Origin of the sequence: Pseudomonas sp. TWI628, assembly GCF_039673865.1 — a bacterium.
Taxonomy (GTDB): Bacteria; Pseudomonadota; Gammaproteobacteria; order Pseudomonadales; family Pseudomonadaceae; genus Aquipseudomonas.
Genome location: NZ_JBDJMM010000008.1, coordinates 79494 through 103549, shown reverse-complemented (window position 1 = coordinate 103549; position 24056 = coordinate 79494). Strand labels below are relative to the sequence as shown.

20 protein-coding genes are annotated in these 24056 nt (G+C 64.0%); 12 read left to right on the top strand and 8 right to left on the bottom strand.

Annotated elements, in window-relative coordinates; all coding sequences use genetic code 11:
* The first annotated feature begins 69 nt into the window (after window positions 1–69).
* The 5 genes from ABE528_RS08325 to ABE528_RS08305 all read left to right on the top strand — a co-directional run bounded on the left by ABE528_RS08325 (window position 70) and on the right by ABE528_RS08305 (window position 5518).
* A complete protein-coding gene (locus ABE528_RS08325; protein ID WP_085675218.1) occupies window positions 70–816 on the top strand; it encodes an amino acid ABC transporter permease in 747 nt (248 codons plus the stop codon).
* Window positions 817–1488: an ABC transporter permease subunit gene (locus ABE528_RS08320; RefSeq protein WP_152954523.1), complete on the top strand. Its 672-nt coding sequence runs from the start codon at window positions 817–819 to the stop codon at window positions 1486–1488.
* Window positions 1485–2219 (top strand): amino acid ABC transporter ATP-binding protein, encoded by a 735-nt coding sequence (locus tag ABE528_RS08315; protein WP_152954526.1) that lies wholly within the window; start codon window positions 1485–1487, stop codon window positions 2217–2219. The genes ABE528_RS08320 and ABE528_RS08315 overlap by 4 nt, the downstream gene beginning before the upstream one ends.
* 69 nt (window positions 2220–2288) lie before the next feature.
* Window positions 2289–4193, top strand: a complete 1905-nt coding sequence (locus ABE528_RS08310) for an ATP-binding protein (RefSeq protein WP_152954528.1) — start codon at window positions 2289–2291, stop codon at window positions 4191–4193.
* On the top strand, window positions 4190–5518 hold the full coding sequence (locus ABE528_RS08305; protein ID WP_346652653.1) for a sigma-54 dependent transcriptional regulator: 1329 nt from the start codon (window positions 4190–4192) through the stop codon (window positions 5516–5518). Before ABE528_RS08310 ends, ABE528_RS08305 begins: the two co-directional genes overlap by 4 nt.
* 18 nt (window positions 5519–5536) lie before the next feature.
* On the opposite strand, the gene ABE528_RS08300 is transcribed toward ABE528_RS08305, so the two are convergent.
* A complete protein-coding gene (locus ABE528_RS08300; RefSeq protein WP_346652652.1) occupies window positions 5537–6532 on the bottom strand; it encodes an alpha/beta hydrolase in 996 nt (331 codons plus the stop codon).
* Between the two features lie 197 nt (window positions 6533–6729).
* Here ABE528_RS08300 and metR point away from each other — a divergent pair, with 197 nt between their 5' ends.
* Window positions 6730–7647, top strand: coding sequence for a transcriptional regulator MetR (gene metR / locus ABE528_RS08295; protein WP_003258025.1), 918 nt, complete (start codon window positions 6730–6732; stop codon window positions 7645–7647).
* Here the strand turns inward: metR and ABE528_RS08290 are convergent.
* A complete protein-coding gene (locus ABE528_RS08290; RefSeq protein ID WP_346652651.1) occupies window positions 7631–8044 on the bottom strand; it encodes an NUDIX domain-containing protein in 414 nt (137 codons plus the stop codon). The genes metR and ABE528_RS08290 overlap by 17 nt on opposite strands.
* Before the next feature lie 90 nt (window positions 8045–8134).
* Between ABE528_RS08290 and ABE528_RS08285 the strand changes: the two genes are divergently transcribed.
* Both ABE528_RS08285 and ABE528_RS08280 read left to right on the top strand, forming a co-directional pair.
* A complete protein-coding gene (locus ABE528_RS08285; protein ID WP_346652650.1) occupies window positions 8135–12421 on the top strand; it encodes a DEAD/DEAH box helicase in 4287 nt (1428 codons plus the stop codon).
* Window positions 12422–12557: 136 nt separating this feature from the next.
* Window positions 12558–14177, top strand: coding sequence for an FMN-binding glutamate synthase family protein (locus tag ABE528_RS08280; RefSeq protein ID WP_346652649.1), 1620 nt, complete (start codon window positions 12558–12560; stop codon window positions 14175–14177).
* Window positions 14178–14219: 42 nt separating this feature from the next.
* Here the strand turns inward: ABE528_RS08280 and ABE528_RS08275 are convergent, their stop codons facing one another.
* From ABE528_RS08275 to ABE528_RS08265, 3 genes are read right to left on the bottom strand one after another with little or no spacing between them, the layout of a single operon-like run.
* Entirely contained in the window at window positions 14220–14705 is a 486-nt protein-coding gene (locus ABE528_RS08275; RefSeq protein ID WP_346652648.1) for a glycosyltransferase family 39 protein, read from the bottom strand.
* Between the two features lie 2 nt (window positions 14706–14707).
* Window positions 14708–15670: a glycosyltransferase family 2 protein gene (locus tag ABE528_RS08270; RefSeq protein ID WP_346652647.1), complete on the bottom strand. Its 963-nt coding sequence runs from the start codon at window positions 15668–15670 to the stop codon at window positions 14708–14710.
* Window positions 15655–16023 carry a GtrA family protein gene (locus tag ABE528_RS08265; protein ID WP_346652646.1) on the bottom strand — a complete coding sequence of 123 codons (369 nt, stop codon included), beginning with the start codon at window positions 16021–16023 and terminating at the stop codon, window positions 15655–15657. The genes ABE528_RS08270 and ABE528_RS08265 overlap by 16 nt, the downstream gene beginning before the upstream one ends.
* Window positions 16024–16239: 216 nt before the next feature.
* Between ABE528_RS08265 and ABE528_RS08260 the strand changes: the two genes are divergently transcribed.
* Entirely contained in the window at window positions 16240–16740 is a 501-nt protein-coding gene (locus tag ABE528_RS08260; RefSeq protein WP_346652645.1) for a DUF417 family protein, read from the top strand.
* A 36-nt stretch (window positions 16741–16776) separates the two neighbouring features.
* Here the strand turns inward: ABE528_RS08260 and ABE528_RS08255 are convergent, their stop codons facing one another.
* A complete protein-coding gene (locus ABE528_RS08255; RefSeq protein WP_152954546.1) occupies window positions 16777–18195 on the bottom strand; it encodes an amino acid permease in 1419 nt (472 codons plus the stop codon).
* Between the two features lie 389 nt (window positions 18196–18584).
* Between ABE528_RS08255 and ABE528_RS08250 the strand changes: the two genes are divergently transcribed.
* The 3 genes from ABE528_RS08250 (at window position 18585) to ABE528_RS08240 (ending at window position 23105) form a co-directional block, all read left to right on the top strand.
* Complete coding sequence (locus ABE528_RS08250; protein ID WP_346652644.1) at window positions 18585–21722, top strand: transglycosylase domain-containing protein; 3138 nt, start codon at window positions 18585–18587, stop codon at window positions 21720–21722.
* Window positions 21723–21808: 86 nt separating this feature from the next.
* Window positions 21809–22354: a PadR family transcriptional regulator gene (locus ABE528_RS08245; RefSeq protein WP_152954550.1), complete on the top strand. Its 546-nt coding sequence runs from the start codon at window positions 21809–21811 to the stop codon at window positions 22352–22354.
* On the top strand, window positions 22347–23105 hold the full coding sequence (locus ABE528_RS08240) for a siderophore-interacting protein (protein WP_346652643.1): 759 nt from the start codon (window positions 22347–22349) through the stop codon (window positions 23103–23105). The genes ABE528_RS08245 and ABE528_RS08240 overlap by 8 nt, the downstream gene beginning before the upstream one ends.
* A gap of 73 nt (window positions 23106–23178) precedes the next feature.
* Here the strand turns inward: ABE528_RS08240 and ABE528_RS08235 are convergent, their stop codons facing one another.
* Window positions 23179–23814, bottom strand: a complete 636-nt coding sequence (locus tag ABE528_RS08235; protein ID WP_346652642.1) for a Pr6Pr family membrane protein — start codon at window positions 23812–23814, stop codon at window positions 23179–23181.
* Between the two features lies 1 nt (window position 23815).
* Complete coding sequence (locus ABE528_RS08230; protein WP_008093990.1) at window positions 23816–24037, bottom strand: VF530 family protein; 222 nt, start codon at window positions 24035–24037, stop codon at window positions 23816–23818.
* Between the last annotated feature and the right edge of the window lie 19 nt (window positions 24038–24056).

The window sequence follows — 24056 nt, the reverse complement described above, 5'->3', positions numbered from 1 at the left end:
CATCCGAGGGCCTTACGCCCTCGGATGTTGGAAGGTGCCCGTGAAACAACCGTCTGAGGGGAAATCCCGATGAATTACAACTGGGACTGGGGCGTGTTCTTCAAGTCCACCGGCGTGGGCAGCGAGACCTATCTGGACTGGTACATCACCGGTCTGGGCTGGACCATCGCCATCGCCATCACCGCCTGGATCATCGCATTGCTGCTGGGGTCGGTCCTCGGCGTCATGCGTACCGTGCCGAACCGTCTGGTATCGGGCATCGCCACCGCCTACGTGGAACTGTTCCGCAACGTGCCGCTGCTGGTGCAGCTGTTCATCTGGTACTTCCTGGTGCCGGACCTGCTGCCCGAAGGCCTGCAGGAATGGTTCAAGCAAGACCTCAACCCGACCACTTCGGCACTGATCAGCGTGGTCATCTGCCTGGGCCTGTTCACCGCCGCCCGCGTCTGCGAACAGGTGCGTACCGGTATCCAGGCACTGCCCCGCGGCCAGGAAGCCGCCGCCCGCGCCATGGGCTTCAGCCTGCCGCAGATCTACAACAACGTGCTGCTGCCGCAGGCCTACCGGATCATCATTCCGCCGCTCACCTCGGAGTTCCTGAACGTGTTCAAGAACTCCTCGGTGGCCTCGCTGATCGGCCTGATGGAGCTGCTGGCGCAGACCAAGCAGACCGCCGAATTCTCGGCCAACCTGTTCGAGGCCTTCACCCTGGCCACGTTGATCTACTTCACCCTGAACATGGGCCTGATGCTGCTGATGCGCATGGTCGAGAAGAAAGTCGCCGTGCCTGGCCTGATCTCCGTGGGGGGCAAGTAAATGGACATGGATTTCAGCGAAATCATCCCCGCCTTGCCCGCCCTCTGGGACGGCATGATCCTTACCCTGCAACTGATGATCATGGGCGTGGTCGGCGGCATCGTGCTGGGCACCATCCTGGCGCTGATGCGCCTGTCGTCGAGCAAGCTGCTGTCGCGCCTGGCCGGTGCATACGTCAACTACTTCCGCTCGATCCCGCTGCTGCTGGTGATCACCTGGTTCTACCTGGCGGTGCCGTTCGTACTGCGCTGGATCACCGGCGAGGACACCCCGGTGGGTGCATTCACCTCGTGCGTGGTGGCGTTCATGATGTTCGAGGCCGCCTACTTCTGCGAAATCGTCCGCGCCGGTGTGCAGTCGATCTCCAAGGGCCAGATGGGCGCTGCCCAGGCCCTGGGCATGACCTACGGCCAGACCATGCGCCTGATCATCCTGCCCCAGGCCTTCCGCAAGATGACCCCGCTGCTGCTGCAGCAGAGCATCATCCTGTTCCAGGACACCTCGCTGGTATACACCGTGGGCCTGGTGGACTTCCTCAACTCGGCACGTGCCAACGGCGACATCATCGGGCGCTCCCATGAGTTCCTGATCTTCGCCGGGGTCGTGTACTTCGTCATCAGCTTCTCCGCTTCGTGGCTGGTCAAGCGCCTGCAAAAAAGGATCACCGTATGATTTCCATCAAGAACGTCAACAAGTGGTACGGCGACTTCCAGGTGCTGACCGACTGCAGCACCGAGGTCAAGAAGGGTGAAGTGGTTGTAGTCTGCGGCCCTTCGGGCTCGGGCAAATCGACCCTGATCAAGTGCGTCAACGCCCTGGAGCCATTCCAGAAGGGCGACATCGTGGTCGATGGCACCTCGATCGCCGACCCCAAGACCAACCTGCCCAAGCTGCGTTCGCGGGTCGGCATGGTGTTCCAGCACTTCGAGCTGTTCCCGCACCTGAGCATCACCGAGAACCTGACCATCGCCCAGCGCAAGGTGCTCGGCCGCAGCGAGGCGGAAGCGACCAAGAAGGGCCTGGCCCTGCTTGACCGTGTCGGCCTCGGCGCCCACGCCAAGAAGCACCCCGGCCAGCTGTCCGGTGGCCAGCAGCAGCGCGTGGCCATTGCCCGCGCGCTGTCGATGGACCCGATCGTCATGCTGTTCGACGAACCGACCTCGGCGCTGGACCCGGAGATGGTCAACGAAGTACTGGACGTGATGGTCGAACTGGCCAACGAAGGCATGACCATGATGTGCGTGACCCACGAAATGGGCTTCGCCCGCAAAGTGGCAAACCGAGTGATCTTCATGGACAAGGGCAACATCATCGAGGACTGCCAGAAGGAAGACTTCTTCGGCAACCCGAGCGCCCGCCACGAACGCACCCAGCACTTCCTCAGCAAGATCCTGCAACACTGATTCGGCAACAACGGCACCGCTGCCAGGGTTCGCCCGGCAGCGGATGCTGGCCGTGACAAGGCCACTGTGATGAAATGCGACCCTTCGCTTCTTCTCCCTGCCAAGCCCGCCGTGAAATCCCGTCTGATTCGTCAATTGCTGCTGCCGCCCCTGATCATCCTGCTGATGGTCGGGCTGGGCATGGCCGGCTTCCTGATCAGCGAGAGCAACGGCATCCGCACCTTGAGCGAAAGCGGCGAGCGCGCGCTGGAGTTGCATGCGCGCACGGTCGAGAGCGAGATCAGCAAGTACACCTACCTGCCGAGCCTGCTGGAGCTGGAAGACAGCGTCTCGCTGCTGCTCACCGACCCTGATGGCGCCAATCGGCAGACCGTCAACGAATACCTCGAAGGCCTGAACCGCCGCAGCCGCAGCCGGGCGATTTTCGTCCTCGACACCAACGGCCGGGTGCAGGCCAGCAGCAACTGGCGCGATGCCGATTCGTTCCTGGGTGAAGACCTGTCATTCCGGGCCTATTTCCAGAGCGCCGTGCGCGGCGAACCGGGCCGGTTCTACGGCATCGGCAGCACCACGGGCGAAGCTGGCTACTACCTCGCCCACGGTCTGGAAGAACACGGCAAGATCATCGGCGTGGCGGTGATCAAGGTCCGCCTGGACACCCTCGAAGAGCGCTGGCAGCGCGCCCGCCTGGAAGCCTTCGTCAGCGACGAGAACGGCATCATCATTCTCTCCAGCGACCCGGCACGGCGCCTGAAATCGGTGCGCCCGCTGACCCCGCAGATCAAGGAGCGCCTGGCGCGCAGCCTGCAGTATTACTGGTGGCCGCTGAACGAACTGCAGCCGCTGGCGCGGGAAACCCTGGCCGATGGTGTCGAGAAACTGACCTTCCCGGCCAACACCGAAACCGCCCGCGGCAAGCCCCACGAAGTAAGCTACCTGGCGCAGACCCGGCGCCTGGCCGACACGCCCTGGCACTTCACCCTGCTCACCCCACTACAGGACCTGCGCCGCGAGTCCATGGTGCAAGGCATCCTGGTCGGCGTGGCCTTCGCCCTGCTGACCATCCTCGGTATCGCCTGGAACGAGCGGCGCAAGGTCGTTGCCACGCGCCTGGCCGCCCGCGAGGCACTGGAAGAAGCCAACAGCCAGCTGGAACGGCGCATCGCCGACCGCACCGCCGACCTGCGCGCCAGCAACGAACGGCTCAAAGGCCAGATCCGTGAACGCCGGCATGCCGAACAGACCCTGCGCCATGCCCAGGACGAACTGGTCCAGGCCGGCAAGCTGGCGGCGATCGGGCAGATGTCCACCAGCATCGCCCACGAGCTCAACCAGCCGCTGGCGGCACTGCGTACCCTGTCTGGCAATACCGTGCGCTTTCTTGAGCGAGGCGCACTGGAAACCGCCAGCACCAACCTGCGCACCATGAACGACCTGATCGACCGCATGGGCCGCATCACCGCCAGCCTGCGCTCGTTCGCCCGGCGCGGTGACGACAGCGGCCAGGCGTCACTGGCCAAGGCCGTGGAGGCGTCCTTGCAGGTACTGAGCAACCGCATTGCCGGCTGCCATCTGCAGTTGCACAATCAGTTCGACGACCAGCAGCTGGCCATCGACCAGACCCGCCTGGAGCAGATCCTGGTCAACCTGATCGGCAACGCCCTGGATGCCATGGCCACCCAGCCACTGCCCGAGCTGTGGCTCGAAGGCGAGCTGCAAGGCGACAAGTACCGCCTGCGGGTGCGCGACAACGGCCACGGCATCGATGCCGAAACCCGCAAGCACCTGTTCGAACCTTTCTTCACCACCAAACCGGGCGAACACGGCCTGGGCCTGGGGCTGACCCTCTCGGCGAGCCTTGCCGCCGCCGCCAAGGGCAGCCTGAACGTCGAGCACCCCGCCACCGGCGGCACAGCCTTCGTCCTCGCCCTGCCCCTGGTCACGCCCCCCAGCGAATCGGCAGAGCAACCATGAATCCAGCGCCACTTACCGTCCTGATCGTTGAAGACGACCCGCATGTGCTGCTCGGCTGCCAGCAAGCGCTGGCCCTGGAAGACATCGCCTGTGAGGGCGTCGGCAGTGCCGAACAGGCCCTGGAGCGCATCGGCGATGATTTTGCCGGGATCGTCGTCAGCGATATCCGCCTGCCGGGCATCGACGGCCTGGAGCTGCTCAACCGCCTCAAGGCCCGCGACCGCAGCCTGCCGGTGGTGCTGATCACCGGCCATGGCGATATCGACATGGCGGTCGGTGCCATGCGCAACGGCGCCTACGACTTCATGGAGAAGCCGTTCTCACCCGAGCGCCTGGTCGATGTGGTGCGCCGTGCGCTGGAGCAGCGCGGGCTGTCACGCGAGGTGGTGGCCCTGCGCCGGCAGCTGGCCGAACAGAGCAGCCTGGAGGGGCGCATCATCGGCCGTTCGCCGGCCATGGAGCACCTGCGCGAGCTGATCGCCAACGTCGCCGATACCTCGGCCAACGTGCTGATCGAAGGTGAAACCGGCACCGGCAAGGAGCTGGTCGCCCGCTGCCTGCACGATTTCAGCCGGCGTCAAGGCCAGCCGTTCGTAGCGCTGAACTGTGGTGGCCTGCCGGAAGCCCTGTTCGAGAGCGAGATCTTCGGCCACGAAGCCAACGCCTTCACCGGTGCTGGCAAGCGCCGCATCGGCAAGATCGAACACGCCAATGGTGGCACGCTGTTTCTCGACGAGGTCGAGAGCATGCCGATCAACCTGCAGATCAAGCTGCTGCGCGTGCTGCAGGAGCGCACCCTGGAGCGCCTGGGCTCGAACCAGAGCATTGCGGTGGATTGCCGGGTGATTGCAGCCACCAAATCCGACCTCGACGCCCTCGGCCAGACCGGGCAGTTCCGTAGCGACCTTTACTACCGCTTGAACGTGGTGACCCTGGAGCTGCCGCCGCTGCGCGAGCGCCGGGAAGACATCCTGCAGCTGTTCGAGCACTTCCTGCAGCAGTCGGCGCTGCGCTTCGACCGCGAAGCGCCGACGCTGGACAGCCAGACCCTGTCGCGGTTGATGGCCCATGAGTGGCCAGGCAACGTGCGCGAGCTGCGCAACGTGGCCGAGCGTTATGCCTTGGGGCTGCCAGCGTTCAAGAAAGGCCCGAGCGGTGGCGCCAGCCAAGGGGTCGGGTTTGCCGAGGCGGTGGAAGCGTTCGAGCGCAACCTGCTCAGCGATGCCTTGCAACGCACCGGCGGCAACCTCAGCCAGGCCAGCCAGGAGCTGGGCATGGCCAAGACCACGCTGTTCGACAAGGTGAAGAAGTACGGGCTCGGCTGAAGAGCCGGCGACGCCAAATCAAAGGCCGGCGATATGGCTGACATCCTGCCGATGCGACTGCAGGTAAGGCAGTACCGCCGCCAGCAGCGGCGCCTTGAATTTCTCCTGGAAGCGATGCGCCAACCCCGGAATCAGCCGCAGCTGGCTCCCCTGGATATGCGCCGCCAAATGCACCCCATGCATCACCGGCAACAATGGGTCGGCCGTGCCATGCACCACCAGCGTCGGCACGCGCAACGCATTCAGTAACTGCACCCGGCTCGGCTCGGCCAGGATCGCCATGATCTGGCGCTTGGCACCCTCCGGGTTGAACGCCCGGTCATACGCCACCGCCGCCTGCTGCAACAATGCGGCCCGGTCGTCATGCACCTCAGGGCTGCCCAACGCCGCCAGCAGGTCGGCCTGCTGCTCGATGGCCACCTCACGATTCGGTGCACTGCGCCGCGCCAGCAACTGCACCAACGCCGGGGCCGGCGCCGGCAGCCCGGCCGCTCCTGAACTGGACATCACCAGGGTCAGGCTACGCACCCGCTCCGGCGCCATGGCTGCCAGGTGCTGGGCGATCATCCCGCCCATGCTGACCCCCAGCACATGGAACTGGCGGATACCCAGTACATCCATCAAGCGCAGGCCGTCATTGGCCATCTCGGTCAGGGTATAGGGCGCCGATACCGGCAGGCCCAGCTTGTAGCGCAACAGCTCGACCGTGAGGTTGGCCGAAGGCGGCAGCTGGTTCCAGCGCGACAGGCCGACATCGCGATTGTCATAACGAATTACCCGGAAGCCCTGGCGGCACAGCGCCTCGACCACATCGTCAGGCCAATGGATAAGTTGCCCGCCCAGGCCCATGACCAGCAGCAAGGCCGGATCACGAGGCGCGCCGACGCTCTGGTAAACCAGGCTCAGCTCACCGATTTCGGCACGTTGTACCGGCACATGGGCGTCGCAACGCGTGTCGGCGAAGCTTGCCGAAGCGCTGAACAGCAGAAAGAAAAACAGCAGAAAAGCCCGCATGAAAGAAACACCAGAATGCAGATCCCCAGTAGAGCGCGAGTCTGATGAATTTAATTCGGGCGCGCTGCCACAGTTCAGTGACAGTTTGATGAACCCTGCCGAGCGGTGCGGCCAATCGCCCAGTCGACAGCCTGGGGCAACATGAGCGAAACTCAACTCATTGCCCGTTTTCCTTTAAAATTTGCTCGGAGTCAGCTGTGCTGGAGATCCGCCACCTGAAAACCCTTCATGCCCTGCGCGAGGCCGACAGCCTGGTGGAGGCCGCCGAACGCCTGCACCTGACCCAGTCGGCGCTGTCCCATCAGTTCAAGGAGCTTGAAGAGCGCCTGGGCCTGCCACTGTTCGTGCGCAAGACCAAGCCGATCCGCTTCACCAGCGCCGGCCTGCGCCTGCTGCAACTGGCCGATGCCACCCTGCCGCTGCTGCGCGGCGCCGAGCGTGACATCGCCCGCCTGGCCGGTGGTACTGCCGGGCGCCTGCACATGGCCATCGAATGCCACAGCTGCTTCCAGTGGCTGATGCCAACCATCGACCAATTCCGCGATGCCTGGCCGGAAGTGGAGCTGGACCTGGCCTCGGGCTTTGCCTTCGCCCCCTTGCCGGCGCTGGCCCGGGGCGACCTCGACCTGGTGGTGACCTCCGACCCGCTGGACCTGGCCGGCATCACCTATGTGCCGTTGTTCACCTACGAAGCCATGCTCGCCGTGGCCAACCAGCACCCGCTGGCCAGCAAACCGTACATCGTGCCCCAGGACCTGCTCGACCAGACCCTGATCACCTACCCGGTGGAGCGCGACCGCCTGGATATCTTCACCCGCTTCCTGGAGCCAGCCGACATCGAGCCGGCTGCCGTGCGCACGTCCGAGCTGACGGTGATGATGATGCAGCTGGTGGCCAGCGGCCGTGGCGTGTGCGGCATGCCGCACTGGGCGCTGCACGAGTACAGCTCGCGCGGCTATGTGAAGGGCAAGCGCCTGGGCGAGAAAGGCCTGTTTGCCACGCTGTATGCGGCGGTGCGCACCGACATGCTCGATGCGCCCTACATGCGCGACTTCCTGCTGACCGCCAAGGACACCTCGTTCGCCACCCTCGACGGTGTCAGCGCGGTACGCTGACGGCCTGGCGGTACAGCGGCAGGATCAGGTCGCGGGTCAGCGGTGCCAGCTCCAGTACCGGTGCCTGGTCGGCGGCCAGCCACACCACTTCCTCAATCTCCGCCGCCGGGGCCACGGCCTCGGCGCTGTCGACGCGAAACAGCTCGGCCTGCACCTCGAAGCCTGGCTCGTTGGCGGCCGGCGCGCTGAACTGGCCCAGGTGCACTGCCTGGGCGGGGTCGATGCGCAGGCCCAGCTCTTCGAACAGTTCGCGCGTCAGTGCCTGAACCGGCGACTCCCCGGCATCGATCTTGCCACCAGGTTGCATGAACGCCTGGGTGCCACGCTTGCGCACCAGCAGTGTGCGGCCTTGCGGGTCGATCAACAGGGCGGCGGCGATGCGGATGATGTTGGGCATGGGTGGGCTCGCTGAAAAGGCGACAGTCTACAGAAGATCCACGACGAACGGCCCCTTGCCAAGCGCACGCCGACCCGCCATAACCAACGTATGAACCTGCCAGCCCACCAGCACCCGGTGCTCGAGCTGTTCCACCCGGCCGTCGGCACCTGGTTCCGCCGCCACTTCGCCACGGTTACCGATGCCCAGGCCCGTGCCTGGCCGCTGATCCATGCCGGCCAATCAATGCTGCTCGCCGCGCCGACCGGTTCGGGCAAGACCTTGAGCGCTTTCCTGGCCGTGCTCGATGAACTGTTCCGCGAAGCACTGGAGCATGGCGGCGAGCTGCCTGCGCAAACCCAGGTCGTCTATGTGTCGCCACTCAAGGCGCTGTCCAACGACATCCGCCTGAACCTGCAGGCCCCGCTCGAAGGCATCAGCCAGGCATTCCAGGGGCTGGGCCTGAAAGCCCCGCGCATCACCACCGCCGTGCGCACCGGCGATACGCCGCAGAAGGAGCGCGCGGCAATGCGCAAACTGGCGCCGAATATTCTGGTGACCACCCCCGAATCGCTGTACGTGCTGCTGGGCTCGGCGTCCGGCCGCGAAGGCCTGGCCAGCGTGCACACGGTCATCGTCGACGAGATTCACGCCCTGGCCGGCAACAAGCGCGGCGCCCACCTGGCGCTGAGCCTGGAACGCTTGCAGGCCTTGTGCGGGCGCCCGCTGCGGCGCATCGGCCTGTCCGCCACCCAACGGCCGGTGGAGCGCGTGGCGCAATTCCTGGTCGGCCAGCAACGCCCTTGCGCGATCGTCGACGTCGGCCATGCGCGCCAGCGCGACCTCGCCATCGAAGTGCCGCCGGTGCCGCTCGGCGCGGTCATGGCCACGGACGTCTGGGGCCTGGTCTACGACCGCCTGGCGGCCCTCGCCCGCGAACACCGCACCACGCTGGTATTCGTCAACACCCGGCGCCTGGCCGAGCGCATCACTCGTCACCTCAGCGACCGCCTGGGCAAGGAAGCGGTGGCCGCGCACCATGGCAGCCTGGCCAAGGAACTGCGCCTGGACGCCGAACAGCGCCTGAAGAACGGCCAGTTGCAGGTGCTGGTGGCCACCGCCTCGCTGGAGCTGGGTATCGACATCGGCGATGTCGACCTGGTCTGCCAGATCGAGTCGCCCGGCTCGATCGCCGCCTTCCTGCAGCGTGTCGGGCGCTCCGGGCACCAGGTCGACGGCATTCCCAAAGGGCGGCTGTTCGCAACCTCGCGAGACGACCTGATCGAATGCGTAGCCTTGCTCGACTCTATCCGCCTGGGCGAGCTCGACGAACTGCATATACCCAAGGCGCCGCTGGACGTGCTGGCCCAGCAGATCGTCGCCGAAGTCAGCAACCAGGCCTGGCAGGAACAGGCGTTGTTCGACTGCCTGCGCCAGGCTACGCCGTACGCGGAGCTCGACCCAGCGCATTACCAGGCGCTGCTGCGCATGCTCGCCGAAGGCTACAACGGCCGCCTGGGCATCCGTAGCGCCTATCTGCATCGCGATGCGGTCAGCGCCACCTTGCGCGGCCGACGAGGCAGCCAGCTGACGGCGCTGACCAGCGGCGGCACCATTCCCGAGAATGCCGACTATGCGGTGCTGCTCGAACCGCAGGCGCTGAACATCGGCAGCGTCAACGAAGACTTCGCCGTGGAGAGCATCGCTGGCGACATCTTTCAGCTGGGTAACGCGTCCTACCGCATCCTGCGGGTCGAGCCTGGCCGGGTTCGGGTCGAGGACGCTCAGGGCCTGCCACCCACCATTCCGTTCTGGCTTGGCGAAGCACCAGGGCGCAGCGATGAACTGTCCGCTGCGGTCGCTCGCTTGCAGTCGCGCATCGACCAACAGCTTGGGCTGAACGAAGGCGATCTTGCAGCAGTGCTGCAGTGGCTGCAGAGCACCTTTGAATTGAGCGAAACCAGCGCCAGCCAATTGCTCGACTACCTAGGCCGCACCCGCGAAGTGCTGGGTGCCCTGCCCTCGCAGCAGACCCTGGTGATGGAGCGCTTTTTCGACGAGTCTGGCGGCACCCAGCTCATTATCCACTCGCCCTATGGCAGCCGCATCAACCGCGCCTGGGGCCTGGCCCTGCGCAAGCGCTTCTGTCGCACCTTCAATTTCGAGCTGCAGGCGGCGGCCAGCGAGGACGCCATCGTGCTGTCGCTGTCGACCAGCCACAGTTTCGAACTCGATGAAGTGTGGCGCTACCTCAACAGCCGCAACGCCGAACAGATCCTTATCCAGGCCGTGCTCGACGCGCCCTTGTTCGGCGTGCGCTGGCGCTGGAATGCGGGCGTGGCCATGGCCCTGCCGCGCTTCGTCGGCGGGCGCAAGGTGGCCCCGCAGATCCAGCGCATGAAGAGCGAAGACCTGATCGCTGCGGTGTTCCCCGACCAGATCGCCTGCCTGGAAAACATCGTCGGTGAACGGCAGATCCCCGATCACCCGCTGGTCGAGCAGACCCTCGACGACTGCCTGCACGAGGCCATGGACAGCGAAGGCTGGCTGGCATTGCTGCGGCGCATGGAAAGCGGCCAGGTGCGCCTGCTGTGCCGCGACCTGCCAGCCCCCTCGCCGCTGGCCTCGGCGATTCTCAATGCACGGCCCTACACCTTCCTCGACAACGCCCCGCTGGAGGAGCGACGCACCCAAGCGGTGCTCAACCGGCGCTGGAATGAAGTGCATGACGGCGACGACCTCGGCGCGCTGGACGCCGATGCCATCACCGCCGTGCAGGCCGAGGCCTGGCCGCAGCCGGGCAATGCTGACGAGATGCACGAGGCGCTGATGACCCTGGGCGCCATCAGCCATGCTGAAGTCCAGGCCAACCCCAGCTGGGACTTGCTGCTGCGCCAGCTGGCCAAGGCCGGGCGTGCCCTGCGCCTGGCCGATGAAAAGCTCTGGTTGGCGCGCGAACGCCTGAACCTGCTGCAAACGCTGTATCCGGCAGCGCGCCTGGAGCCCGCACTGGGGGTACTGCCCGGCTTCGACCAGGCCATCGACCCGGACCGCGCACTGAGCGAACTGTTACGCGCCCGCCTGAGCGGCTACGGCCCGCTGAGCGTGGCGCAGATTGCCGCACCACTGGGCAAGCCTGCTGTTGAGGTCGAGCAGGCGCTGGCCCGCCTGGAAGCCGAAGGCTATGTGCTGCGTGGTCACTTCAGCCCAGGCGCATTGGCCGTGCAATGGTGTGAGCGCCACCTGCTGGCGCGTATCCATCGCTACACGGTGAAACGCCTGCGCCGAGAGATCGAGCCGGTCAGCCTGCAGGACTTCATGCGTTTTCTGTTCGACTGGCAGCACCTGGCCCCTGACGAGCGCCTGCGCGGTCCCCAGGCAGTGGCCGAAGTGCTGGGGCAGTTGGAGGGTTTTCCCAGTGCCGCTGGCGCCTGGGAAGCGGAACTGCTGCCCGCACGCATCAAGGACTACAGCCCGCACTGGCTGGACGATGCCTGCCGCAGCGGGCAGTTTGCCTGGAGCCGGCTAGCGGCGACGCTGGCGAGCAATACCTTGTCCAGCACACCGTTGGTGTTGCTGCCGCGTGAGCACATGGGGCTGTGGCGTAGCCTCGCCCCTGAGCCGGCTGCAGAAGCCATTGGCGGCCGGGCAAAACGCGTGCTTGAGGCGTTGCAGGCTCATGGTGCGTTGTTCTTTGACGAGTTGACCGTTGATGCCCACCTGCTGCCTAGCGAGCTGGAAACGGCGCTGCAAGAGCTGGTCGGTGCCGGCCTGGTAGGCGCCGACAGTTTCACCGGCCTGCGCAGCCTGATCACCCCGGCGGCCAAGCGCACCTCGCGCAACAGCCGGCGCGGTCATCCGTCGCTGTCCAGCAGCATGGCCCACGCCGGGCGCTGGGCCTTGTTGCGGCGGGGCAGTGGCAATGTCGACGAGCATCAGCGCCTGGAGCACATCGCCCGCGCCCTGTTGCGGCGCTATGGGGTGGTCTGCTGGCGGTTGCTGGAGCGAGAGAGCGATGTGCTGCCGCCCTGGCGTGAACTGCTGCGTTGCTATCACCGGCTGGAAGCGCGTGGCGAGATTCGTGGCGGGCGTTTCATTGCCGGGCTGGCCGGTGAGCAGTTCGCCTTGCCGGAGGCGGTCGGGCTGCTGCGGCAGGTACGCCGGCGAGCCTTGGATGGAGGGTTGGTGGTGGTGAGTGCCAGCGACCCGCTGAACCTGATCGGGTCGCTGCTGCCCGGGGCGAAAGTGCCTGCGGTCGGTGGCAACCGGCTGCTGTATCGCGATGGCGTGCCGGTGGCGGTGCGGGTGGCTGGGCGTTACAGCTATCTGGTGGATGCCTCGGCGCAGGAGCAGGAAGACTGGAAGCAGAAATTGCTGCGTACACCGACAGGGTTTTAGCGCCTGTGAGATCGAGCGCCCCCGGGCGAGAATGATTTTCGCTACCCCGATTTTGATTTGCACTGCCACGCAAGTTGGCTATGGTCGGGGTTTGCTCCAGGCCCTGAGCCTGACCGCGCCATCGCAAGGATCCCGTATGAGCCTGTCACTTCTCAGCCGCTATGCCTTCTTCACCGCCTGTGTACTGTTCACCCTGGCGAGCCTGCCGTTCCTCCACCACGAATGGCTGTGGCCGTTCACCCTGGCCACCGGAGTACTCAGCCTGATCGGGGTGTTCGACCTGCTGCAGCAACGCCACGCGGTGCGCCGCAACTACCCGATCCTCGGCAACATCCGCTACCTGGTCGAGGCCATCCGCCCGGAAATCCGCCAGTACCTGCTGGAAGCCGACAGCGACGCCCTGCCCTTCTCCCGCGCCCAGCGCTCGCTGGTGTACGCCCGGGCCAAGAACGAAGCCTCGGACAAACCCTTCGGCACCCTGATCGACGTCTACGAGTCGGGCTTCGAATTCATCGGCCACTCCATGCGCCCGGCGCCACTGACCGACCCGGCAAGCTTCCGCGTCATCGTCGGCGGGCCGCAATGCAGCCAGCCATATTCGGCGTCGATCTTCAACATCTCGGCCATGAGCTTCGGCTCGCTCAGCGCCAACGCCATCCGCGCCCTGAACAAGGGTGCCAAGCTGGGCAACTTCCACCACGACACCGGCGAAGGCAGCATCAGCCCCTATCACCGCGAAAACGGTGGCGACCTGGTGTGGGAACTGGGTAGCGGCTACTTCGGTTGCCGCACCGCTGATGGCCGCTTCGACCCGGAACGCTTCGCCGCCCAAGCCCGCACCCCGCAGGTGCGGATGATCGAGATCAAGATGAGCCAGGGCGCCAAGCCCGGCCACGGTGGCATCCTGTCCAAGCACAAGGTGACCCAGGAAATTGCCGAAACCCGTGGTGTGCTGATGGGCGTGGACTGCATTTCGCCCTCGCGCCACAGCGCCTTCTCCACCCCGATCGAAATGATGCACTTCATCGCCCAGCTGCGTGAGTTGTCCGGCGGCAAGCCGGTAGGCTTCAAGTTCTGCCTCGGCCACCCGTGGGAATTCATGGGCATCGCCAAGGCCATGCTGGAAACCGGCATCCTGCCCGACTTCATCGTGGTCGATGGCAAGGAAGGCGGCACCGGCGCCGCGCCGGTGGAGTTCACCGACCACATCGGTGTGCCGCTGCGCGAAGGCCTGCTGTTCGTGCACAACACCTTGGTCGGCCTGAACCTGCGCGACAAGATCAAGCTCGGGGCCAGCGGCAAGATCGTCAGCGCCTTCGACATTGCCAGCGCACTGGCCATCGGCGCCGACTGGGCCAACTCGGCGCGCGGCTTCATGTTCGCCATCGGCTGCATCCAGTCGCAGAGCTGCCACACCAACAAATGCCCGACCGGCGTGGCCACCCAAGACCCGCTGCGCCAGCGCGCCCTGGTGGTGCCGGACAAGGCCCAGCGGGTGCTGAACTTCCACCACAACACCCTGCGGGCGCTGGCCGAGATGCTGGCCGCAGCGGGCCTTGAGCACCCGGCGCAACTGGAGGCCAAGCACCTGGTGCGACGCGTGTCGGCCACCGAGATCAAGCTGTTCTCACAGATGCATGTGTTCCTCAAGCCGGGCGAGTTGCTCACCGGCGAGGTCAACGGGCAGTTCTACTCGCGCATGTGGCAGATGGCCCGGGCCGACAGTTTCGAGCCGCATGACCAGGCCGTGGCCTGACCATTGACTGGCGGGCGGACCGAAACCAGCAAGGCATAAGCTTCACCGCGCTCGAATCGGGCAACCGCGCGGCAGGAACATCCCTTGCTTCGTCCAAGGTAAGGAAAACCCACAGCGTTGTGGTTCCTGACTGTAACGCACAGCGATGGGCAACAAGGCGAATATAACGCCTGTCAGCAGCGCGGCCCTGCGATTGGCCAAGCGCTGCGCAATCGCCATGGCGCTAACGACCACACTAAGGCCTCGCACGGCGAGCAGACTGTCGCCGAAAACAATGATCCAGTAATGCAGCAATAGGTAATACAGTGGCGGGTGGACATCACGGGTAACGTGGAACAGTATTTCCGGTACAGAAAAGCGGGCCAGCAACACTGAATAGGCTTCATCCATCCACAAGACGGGCGAAGTTATGTGGTACAGCCGGACGATGCAGGCCAGCACGACAATCAAGATACCTGCGAACAACTGCACAGCGTCTCGCTGATCACCCACAAACCTGGACAGGCGCGTTTGACGTGGCAAGTTCACCATCACTCTTCTTCGAGGTTCGATCGAGCTTGCCGGGGCGACCTGATGCCGGCCGTCGTCCTTATGACATAACGTGGGCGGTGCTTTGACTCCAGGTAGATCCGCCCGATGTACTCACCCAATACCCCGATGCCAATCAACTGCACGCCACCTAGAAAGAGGATGGCAGTGATCAGCGAGGGGTACCCGGGTATCGGGTTTCCGAACAACCATTTATCTGCCACTTGCAGACCTGCGTAGGCCAGCGAGGCAAAGGCAATACTGACACCAACGTAGGTCCACAAACGTAAAGGCACCGTGCTGAACGAGGTGATGCCGTCCAGTGCCAGGTTCCAAAGTTTCCAGCCGCTGAAACGGCTCCTGCCCACCAGGCGCGAAGAGCGCTCGTACTCCACCACCGCAGTCTTGAAGCCAGGCCACGACAGCATGCCCTTCATGAACAACTGCTGTTCGGGCATCGACTTGATCACCTCCACGACCTTGCGATCGAGCAGGCGGAAATCACCGACATTCTTCTCGATGCGAATCTGCGAGATCCGGTTCAACAGGAAGTAAAACCCAGCCGCCGTGAATTGCTTCAGGTAGCTTTCGCATGCACGATCACGTCGTTTGGCGAGCACGACATCGAAACCTGCTCGCCATTGTTCGATCAGCAGTGGAATCACCTCGACCGGATCTTGCAGGTCGACGTCGATCGGAATGACGGCATCGCCACTGGCCTGCTCCAGCCCGGCGAACAACGCAGCTTCCTTGCCAAAGTTGCGTGAAAGGTCGATGAGGGCGACATCGGGATCACCCGCAATCAGTTGGCGGATCTGTTTTTCGGTTCCATCCTGACTACCGTCATTGATAAAGATCAGTTCGACCTGATCTGCCTGGCTGGCAAGCGCCTGGCGCACTGCGTCATAGAACGGCCTGATCGCCTGCTCCTCATTGAACACTGGCACGATCAGCGAAATATCCATCTACGCTTCTCCGTGAAGACCCATCGCGAAAATACAAAGCCCAGCAACAGGCTGACCAGCGAAAACAGCCCGACCGTCAGCCATGGCGTCCAGCCGCGCCCATCGGCAAGGTGCCCCACCCACACACTGATGCTGCCCATTCCCGCTACGAACACGACGTAGCGCATGAGCGAAACAGGCACTCTGAAGGTGAACCTGGCGTTGCCCAGGAATGAAAAGGAAGTGGCAATGATGAAGGCGACCAAGTTGCTAAGTGCCTGGCCATTGCCCGCCACCTGCATGGCGGTGAACACCACCACATGAATGGCGGTGTTGAAGATGCCCACAATGATGTATTTGATAAATGCCGGCATATCCAACGCCTTCGCGTTTTCACCTGCCGACCAACTTAGGGTAAACCTCGCAGACGCACTACTGGCAAATATGCCAGTTGACGCTGGCGGTCCACGCACGCCCAAGTCCATCTCGTAATGCATAGCGCCGATTCCCACAACCTGCGTGGTTACCACCTCATAGCGAAGTACAACCCGTCTACCAATACTGGTGCACGTTCTCAAGGAGCCTGCACAATGTCGCTAATGCAACGATTTACTGACCTTCCGTATCTGCCGACGCCTTGCCAGTTACAGGCGACCGGCAGTCTGATCGCCATGCTGGGCGTGGCCTTGCCAATGCTGATGATCGGCCTGCTCAAGTTCACTGCCATCGAAGTGGAGGCGCTGATACCGCTGATCAGCAATACGCCTTGGCTGGCCTGGCTCCACCTGCTGTTCGGCGAGGCGGGCGCATCCTATTTCCTGGGCATCGTCGAGATACTGGCGGCGATCCTCGTCTTGGCCTCACGCTGGAGCAGCAAGGCTGCCATCGCCGGGGGGGCGCTGTGCTCGCTGACGTTCATCATCACCCTGTCAACCATGCTCAGCGTCCCCATCTGGGATGCGCAATCCGGTGGTTTCCCATGGCTGAACCACTACGGAAGCTTCCTGATCAAGGACACCGCGCTGCTGGGCATCAGCCTGATGATCCTGGCCCAGGGCCTGGCGCCAGCAGGCACGGCAGCGAGCCGCTGACAGCAAGGCCCCGGCTGCAGGCCGGGGCTTTTGGGTTCAGGCGAGGCCGTTGACCGCGCCGGGCTCCTGGCGCGGTGCCAGACGCAGCGTGTAGTACAGCACCGTCAGCACGACCAGGAACGCCGGGCCGATGTACAACGCCACGCGAGTGTCCTCGAAGTACGCCATCAGGCCCACCACCAGCACCAGGAAGGCCAGGGCCAGGTAGGAGCTCAGCGGCCACAGCCACATGCGATATTTCAGCGCCTTCTGCTCGGCGGTCGACAGGCTGGCGCGGAACTTGATCTGCGCCAGCAGAATCATCACCCAAGTCCAGATCGCGCCGAAGGTAGCAATCGACGTCACCCAGACGAACACCTTTTCCGGCACCAGGTAGTTGGCCAGCACGCCCAGCAGCAAGGCAGCGATCGACAGCAGCAGCGCATTGCGCGGCACACCGCTTTTCGAGGTGCGGGCAAAGGCGGCCGGAGCCTGGCCGTTCTGCGCCAGGCTGTAGAGCATGCGCCCGGTGCTGAAGATGCCGCCGTTGCACGACGACAGCGCGGCGGTAATCACCACGAAGTTGATGATGCCGGCAGCAGTCTTGATGCCCAGGCGCTCGAAGGTCATGACGAACGGGCTGCCTTGGCTGCCGATGCCGTCCCACGGGTAGATCGACAGGATCACGAACAGGGCACCGACGTAGAACAGCAGGATGCGCCAGAACACCGAACCGATCGCCTGGGGGATGGTTTTCTGCGGGTTGCGCGCTTCGCCGGCGGTAAGGCCGATCATTTCCACGCCCAGGTAGGCGAACATCACCATCTGCAGCGACATCAGCACGCCGGTCACGCCGTTGGGCATGAAGCCGCCGTTGCTCCACAGGTTGGAAATGCCCACGGCGACGCCGTCATTGCCGAAGCCGAACGCGATCACACCAATGCCACCGAGGACCATGGCAATGATGGTGACGATCTTGATCAGCGCAAACCAGAACTCGAACTCGCCGAACGCCTTGACCGCGATCAGGTTGACTGCGCCCATGCTGCCCAGCGCCATCAAGGCCCAGATCCAGCGCGGCACGTCAGGGAACCAGATGCCCATGTAGATGGCTACCGCGGTGATTTCCGCGACGCAGGTCACCAGCCACAGGAACCAGTAGTTCCAGCCGGTGAGAAAGCCCGCCAGCGGGCCAAGGTAGTCCTGGGCATAGCGGCTGAACGAGCCAGCGACCGGGTTGTGCACGGCCATCTCGCCGAGGGCACGCATGATCACCAGGATCGCCAGGCCACCAATGATGTAGGAAAGCATGATCGCGGGGCCGGCCATTTCGATGGCTTTGGCCGAACCAAGGAAAAGACCGACGCCGATACAGGCGCCCAGCGCCATCAGACGAATGTGCCGTTCGCCCAGCTCACGCTTGAGCGGGCCGCCCTCGGAGGGCTCGGCAGGGGCAGGATGGTTGCCGACTGGCATAGCAATACAACCTCATTTTGTTATTGGAGTTGGCCTTCGTGCAGCACCGGCCATGCCGATAGGCGTGGCGTTGGCTTGCCAGGCTGGCCTCGTGGGCCGGCCTGTGTGCCGGTCTAGAGCGGCCGGCAGGGCGAAGGGCCGAGCAGTATAGGAAGTCCGATACAGGGGTTTTCGCTGTATAAACAGGAAAATTCAGAGAGTTTTTCGGAGGTGACTGCACCAACCCCGGTTCCGCTGCCACCCTAACAACAACGCCGCAGGAATAAACCCACACCAAAGCCGCATGGCCTAAGCCACTTTTCTCGGCTTCCTACAATTTTTTCACCTGTTCCCGCCAACGTCTAAGCTTCAGACAAGCAAGACGAAAATACCTGGCCGGATAGAAGACTATGGGCGCACTGTGGCAATCGGAACCAACCAGAACGGAAGCATCTGAAGCACCTCCGGCCAAGACGCCACAACCGCAGCCCCCACGTCAGCGCAGGCTTTGGTGGCGGCTGATTTTCCTGATTCTGCTGGTCGCACTGATCGCCATCGGTTTCGCTGCCTACGACGAGTTCCGCACCTCCAACCTGCAATCGCGCGAATTCAGCAAGCTGGCCACCACCCTTACCTATTCGCTGCAGCCAGGGCCGAGCGATGCAATCATCTACCCGGGCGAAGGGCCGTTCGACAAGCGCCTGGGCTACAGCGGGCTGGGCGAGTTCCTGCCACGCCTGCTGAAACGCGATTACCTGATCAGCGAACAGGTGCAGTTCTCTCCGGCCCTGATGCGTTATGTCGAGCATGGTCTGTTCGCCCCCTATATCGAGAAGATCCAGGCCGGCCTGTCGATCACCGACTGCCGGGGCGAGATGCTGTACCAGTACAACTACCCGCAGCACCTGTACCCTGATTTCGCCTCCATCCCGCCGGTGATGGTCAACAGCCTGCTGTTCATCGAAAACCGCGACCTGCTCGATACCAAGGACGTGAAGAACAACCCGGCCGTGGACTGGCCGCGCTTTGCCAAGGCTGCCTACAGCCAGGTAGCCAAGTACCTGGCCCTGCCCGGTCAGTCGGCGGGTGGCAGCACCCTCGCCACCCAGCTGGAGAAGTACCGCCATTCGCCGGATGGCCTGACCGTCAATGGTGCCGAGAAGATCCGCCAGATGATCTCGGCCAGCGTGCGCGCCTACCAGGGTGGCCCCGATACCAGCGAAGCGCGCCACCGGATCGTGCGTGACTACCTCAACAGCGTGCCGCTGTCGGCTGTGCCCGGGCATGGCGAGGTGCATGGCATGGCCGAGGGCCTGCGGGTGTGGTACGGCGCCGATTTCGACCAGGTCAACCAGGCGCTGACCTCCACCGCCACCGACCCGGACAGCATGGCCGCGCGCGGCCTGGCCCTGCGCCAGGTGCTGTCGCTGATGATCGCCCAGCGCCGACCTTCGCATTACCTGTCCAAGGGCCGCGTCGAACTGGCCGAGCTCACCGACGCGCACATCCGCGTGCTGGCGGCCGCCAAGATCATCGAGCAACCGCTGGCCGATGCAGCGCTGGCCAGCAAGGCGGTCTACCGCGACTGGGTCGCCCAGCCGACCATCGTGCCGATCATCACCAACAAAGGCATCAGCCTGGCCCGCAACCGCCTGGCGGCCATGCTCAACCGGCCGCTGTACGACCTTGACCGCTTGGATGTGTCGGCCACCAGTACCCTGCAGGCCGACCTGCAGCTGCAAGTCAGCCAGTACCTGAAAAACCTTGCCGACCCCGAATTCGCGGCGCAGATCGGCCTGATCGGCGAACGCCTGCTCACCGCCAAGACCACCGACCAGGTGAGCTACAGCTTCACCTTGTTCGAGCGCACCGCCGATGGCTCGCGGGTACGGGTGCAGACCGACAGCACCAACCAGCCTTTCGATATCAACGAAGGCAGCAAACTGGAACTGGGCTCGACCGCCAAACTGCGAGTGCTCACGACTTATCTGGAGATCATCGCCGAACTGCACGACAAGTACGCCGGCAAACCTGCAGCCGAGTTGAAGAAAGTCGACGTCGCCGAACTCGACCGCATCACCCAGTGGTCGCTGGAATGGCTGGCACAGAACAGCAAGAACCAGAGCCTGGACGCCATGCTCGATGCGGCACTGGAGCGCAAGTACTCGGCCAACACTGGCGAGGCGTTCTTTACCGGCGGCGGCATGCACGTATTCAACAACTTCCGCAAGGAAGACAACAACCGCAACCCGACCCTCAAGGATGCCCTGCGTGAGTCGATCAACCTGCCGTTCATCCGCCTGATGCGCGACCTGGTGCGTTACGTCACCTACCAGCAGCCGTTCAACCGCGTGCCGCTGCTCAAGGACGACTCCGACCCGCGTCGCCAGGAATACCTGGCCCGCTTCGCCGACAAGGAAGGCACCAGCTACCTGATGCGCTTCTGGAAGAAATACCAGCGCAAGACCTCGCAACAGCGCCTGGATACCTTCCTCGACAGCATGCGCGCCACCCCGCAGCGCCTGGCTGCGGTGCACCGTTACCTGTTCCCGGAAGCCGGCCAGGAAACCTTCAACGCCTTCGTCCGTGCCCACAGCAAGGATGACAAGATCGCCTTGGGCAAACTCACCGACGGCAAGCTGGCGGAGATGTACGAAGCCTACGGCCCCGGCAAGTACGACCTGCCCGACCAGGGCTATATCGCCAAGGTCCACCCGCTGGACCTGTGGCTGCTGGGCTACCTGTTGAAGCACCCGAGCTCCACGCTCACCGAAATGGTCAATGCCAGCCATTTCGAGCGCCAGGAAGTCTACAGCTGGCTGTTCAAGAGCCGGCACCAGGGTGCGCGTGACAGCCGCATCCGCACCATGGTCGAGATCGAGGCGTTCCTCGATATCCATCAGCGCTGGAAACGCGTGGGCTACCCGTTCGATCACCTGGTGCCCTCGCTGGCCACCGCCATCGGCAGCTCCGGCGACCGCCCGGCCGCGCTGTCGGAACTGGTCGGCATCATCCAGAACGACGGCGTGCGCCTGCCGACGCTGCGTATCGACACCCTGCACTTCGCCGCCAATACACCCTACGAGACCAAGCTGGTCAGCGACCCGGACCGCGGCGTGCGAATCCTGCCGGTGGAAGTGGCCCGCGCGCTGAAAGGCGCCATGTCGCAGGTGGTCGATGCCGGTACCGCACGGCGCATCTCCGGCAGCTTCAAGCTCAACGACGGCACACCGCTGGTGATGGGGGGCAAGACCGGCACCGGCGACAACCGTATCGAAAGCTTCGGCGCTGGTGGCCGGCTGATCGGCTCGCGCTCGCTCAACCGTACCGCCACCTTCGTGTTCTTCCTGGGTGAAAACCACTTCGGCACCCTGACCGCCTTCGTCCCCGGGCGCTCGGCAGAAGCGTTCAAGTTCACCTCGGCGCTGCCGGTGCAGGTGCTCAAGGGCATGGCGCCGATCCTGATGCCGTACTTGCAGCCGGGTAACCCGAACGAGTGCAAACCACCGCAGGTTGCCATGCATGGCAACGATTCATCTAAAACATAGATGATAATCATCGGCATTTAGCGGCTTGTGTTTAGATATATCTTGAGTAATATCTTTCGATATATCGAAACACAGGGAACCTCTAAATGCGTGACCATGGCGCACATGACCCTTTTGAACGCCGCCCCGCCCGAGGCGAGCGTGGCCCGCGGGTTTTCGCCCCGGGTGACCTCAAGCTGCTGATGCTGTCGATGCTGGCCGAGCAACCGGGCCACGGCTATGACCTGATCCGCCAGATCGAGAACCTGTTCGACGGCAGCTACACGCCGAGCCCCGGCGTGATCTACCCCACCCTCAATTTTCTCGAAGAAGCCGAACTGATCAGCGGCCAGGTGCACGGCAGCAAACGCCTGTACGCCATCACCGCTGCCGGCCGTAACGCACTGGCCGATCAGGCCGTCGCCCTGGATGGCGTGCGCATGCGCATCGAAGTCAGCAAGCGCGCCCTGCGTGGCCACGAGCGCCCGCCAGAAATCCACGAAGCGGTCGGCAACCTGCGCCATGCCCTGCACATGCACAGTGGCCGCTGGACGCCGGAAGAAATCGAACGGGTGCGCAACCTGCTCAACGACACTGCCAAGGCCATTGCCTCCGGGCCGGCCGATCCAGTCAGGGAGAATCCCCATGAGTGACACCATTCACCGCGTCAACCACGAAATCCGCCAACGTCGCCTACAGGTACTGCGGGTTACCGACCTCACCCCGCGCATGCGCCGCATCACCCTGGGTGGTGAAGAACTGCAGGGTTTCACCAGCCTGGGCAGTGACGACCACATCAAGTTGCTGTTCGCTGAAACGGCCGAACAGCAGCAAGCCATCGACGCCCGCAACCTGGGTCGTGACGGCGGTGCCCGGCCGACCATGCGCGAGTACACGCCGCGCCGTATCGACCTGGTGGCCAACGAGTTGGACATCGACTTCGTGCTGCACGGCGACGGCCCTGCTTCGACCTGGGCTGCGCAGGCGGCACCGGGGCAAACCCTGAACATCGCCGGGCCACGGGCATCGATGGTGGTGCCGGATATCTTCGACAGCTACCTGCTGGTGGGTGACGAGACGGCGATTCCGGCGATTGGCCGGCGCCTGGAGGCGCTGCCAGCGGGCCGCCGCGTGCTGGCGGTGATCCAGATCGAGGATGAGCAGGAGCGCCAGCCGCTGCCGAGTGCGGCGCAGGTGGAAGTCATCTGGGTAAAACGAGATGAGGACCTGCTGGCGTTGCTGAAGGAGCTGAACCTGCCCGAAGGCAAGCTGTACAGCTGGGTCGCGCTGGAGAAGTCGCTGACCCGCCTGGCCAAGGCATTGCTGCTGGAAAAGGGCGTGTCAGAGGATGCCCTGAAGGCCGCCGCTTACTGGCGTGCTGACGGGACCACAGACGACGAGTGATCTGCGCTCTTCTGTACCGGCCTCTTCGCGGCGGTTCGACGCCTCGATATACCCGCGAAGAGGCCAGCGCAGGTCAAGCCAATCCATACCTTCCCCGCCACCGATCCAGCCCCAGCAAGACCAGGCCAATCCCCCAGAACCCCGCCAACACGCCCAGGGCATTGAGCATCACCTGCCCATACCCCAGGCTCGCCACATCGATGAACGGGTAGGCATACGCCCCTATCTCACTCCCCCGCCACAGCGCATAGCCGAAATACACCGCCGGGTACAGCGCCCACACCGCCAGGTGCCGGAACCGCAGGCTGCCCTTGGGCACCTCGAACCACCAGTACAAGGCGAACAGCACTGGCATCACATCATGCAGCAACTCATCCGCCAGCCACTGCCAGCCTTCTGGTTGCCACAGATGCCGCAGCAACACGCTATAAGCCAATGCCACCAGCACGATGCTGGCCGCCACCGCAGAACTCACCGAGGGCGACAAAAAAAAGCGCCTCGCCGCTGACGCCCGGCCAAAGGCTGCGTAGCTGAGTACCGTCGCCACCAGGGTATTGGTCAGCACGGTGAAATAACCGAACACATTGATCAGCCCGCCAATCAGGCTGGCCTGCTCCTGCCAGCGTGCCAGCAGCACCAGGTAGACCTGCACCGCCAGGCCGAACCAGCCAAGCAACGCCATCGACGTCAGCCAGAGGCGCCGTGGCATATCAGGCCTGGCGCTGCAGCTTCACGTACAACTGCTCGACCTTCTCCCGCGCCCAGGGGGTCTTGCGCAGGAAGGTCAGGCTCGACTTGATCGTCGGGTTGCTCTTGAAGCAGCGCACGTCAACGCGTTCGGCCAGGCCCTGCCATTGGTAGTGCGCCACCAGTTCGGTAAGGATCTGTTCGAGGGTCTTGCCGTGCAGCGCGTTGTGTTGGGCCGTGCTCATGCCAGTGCTCCGTAGGAAA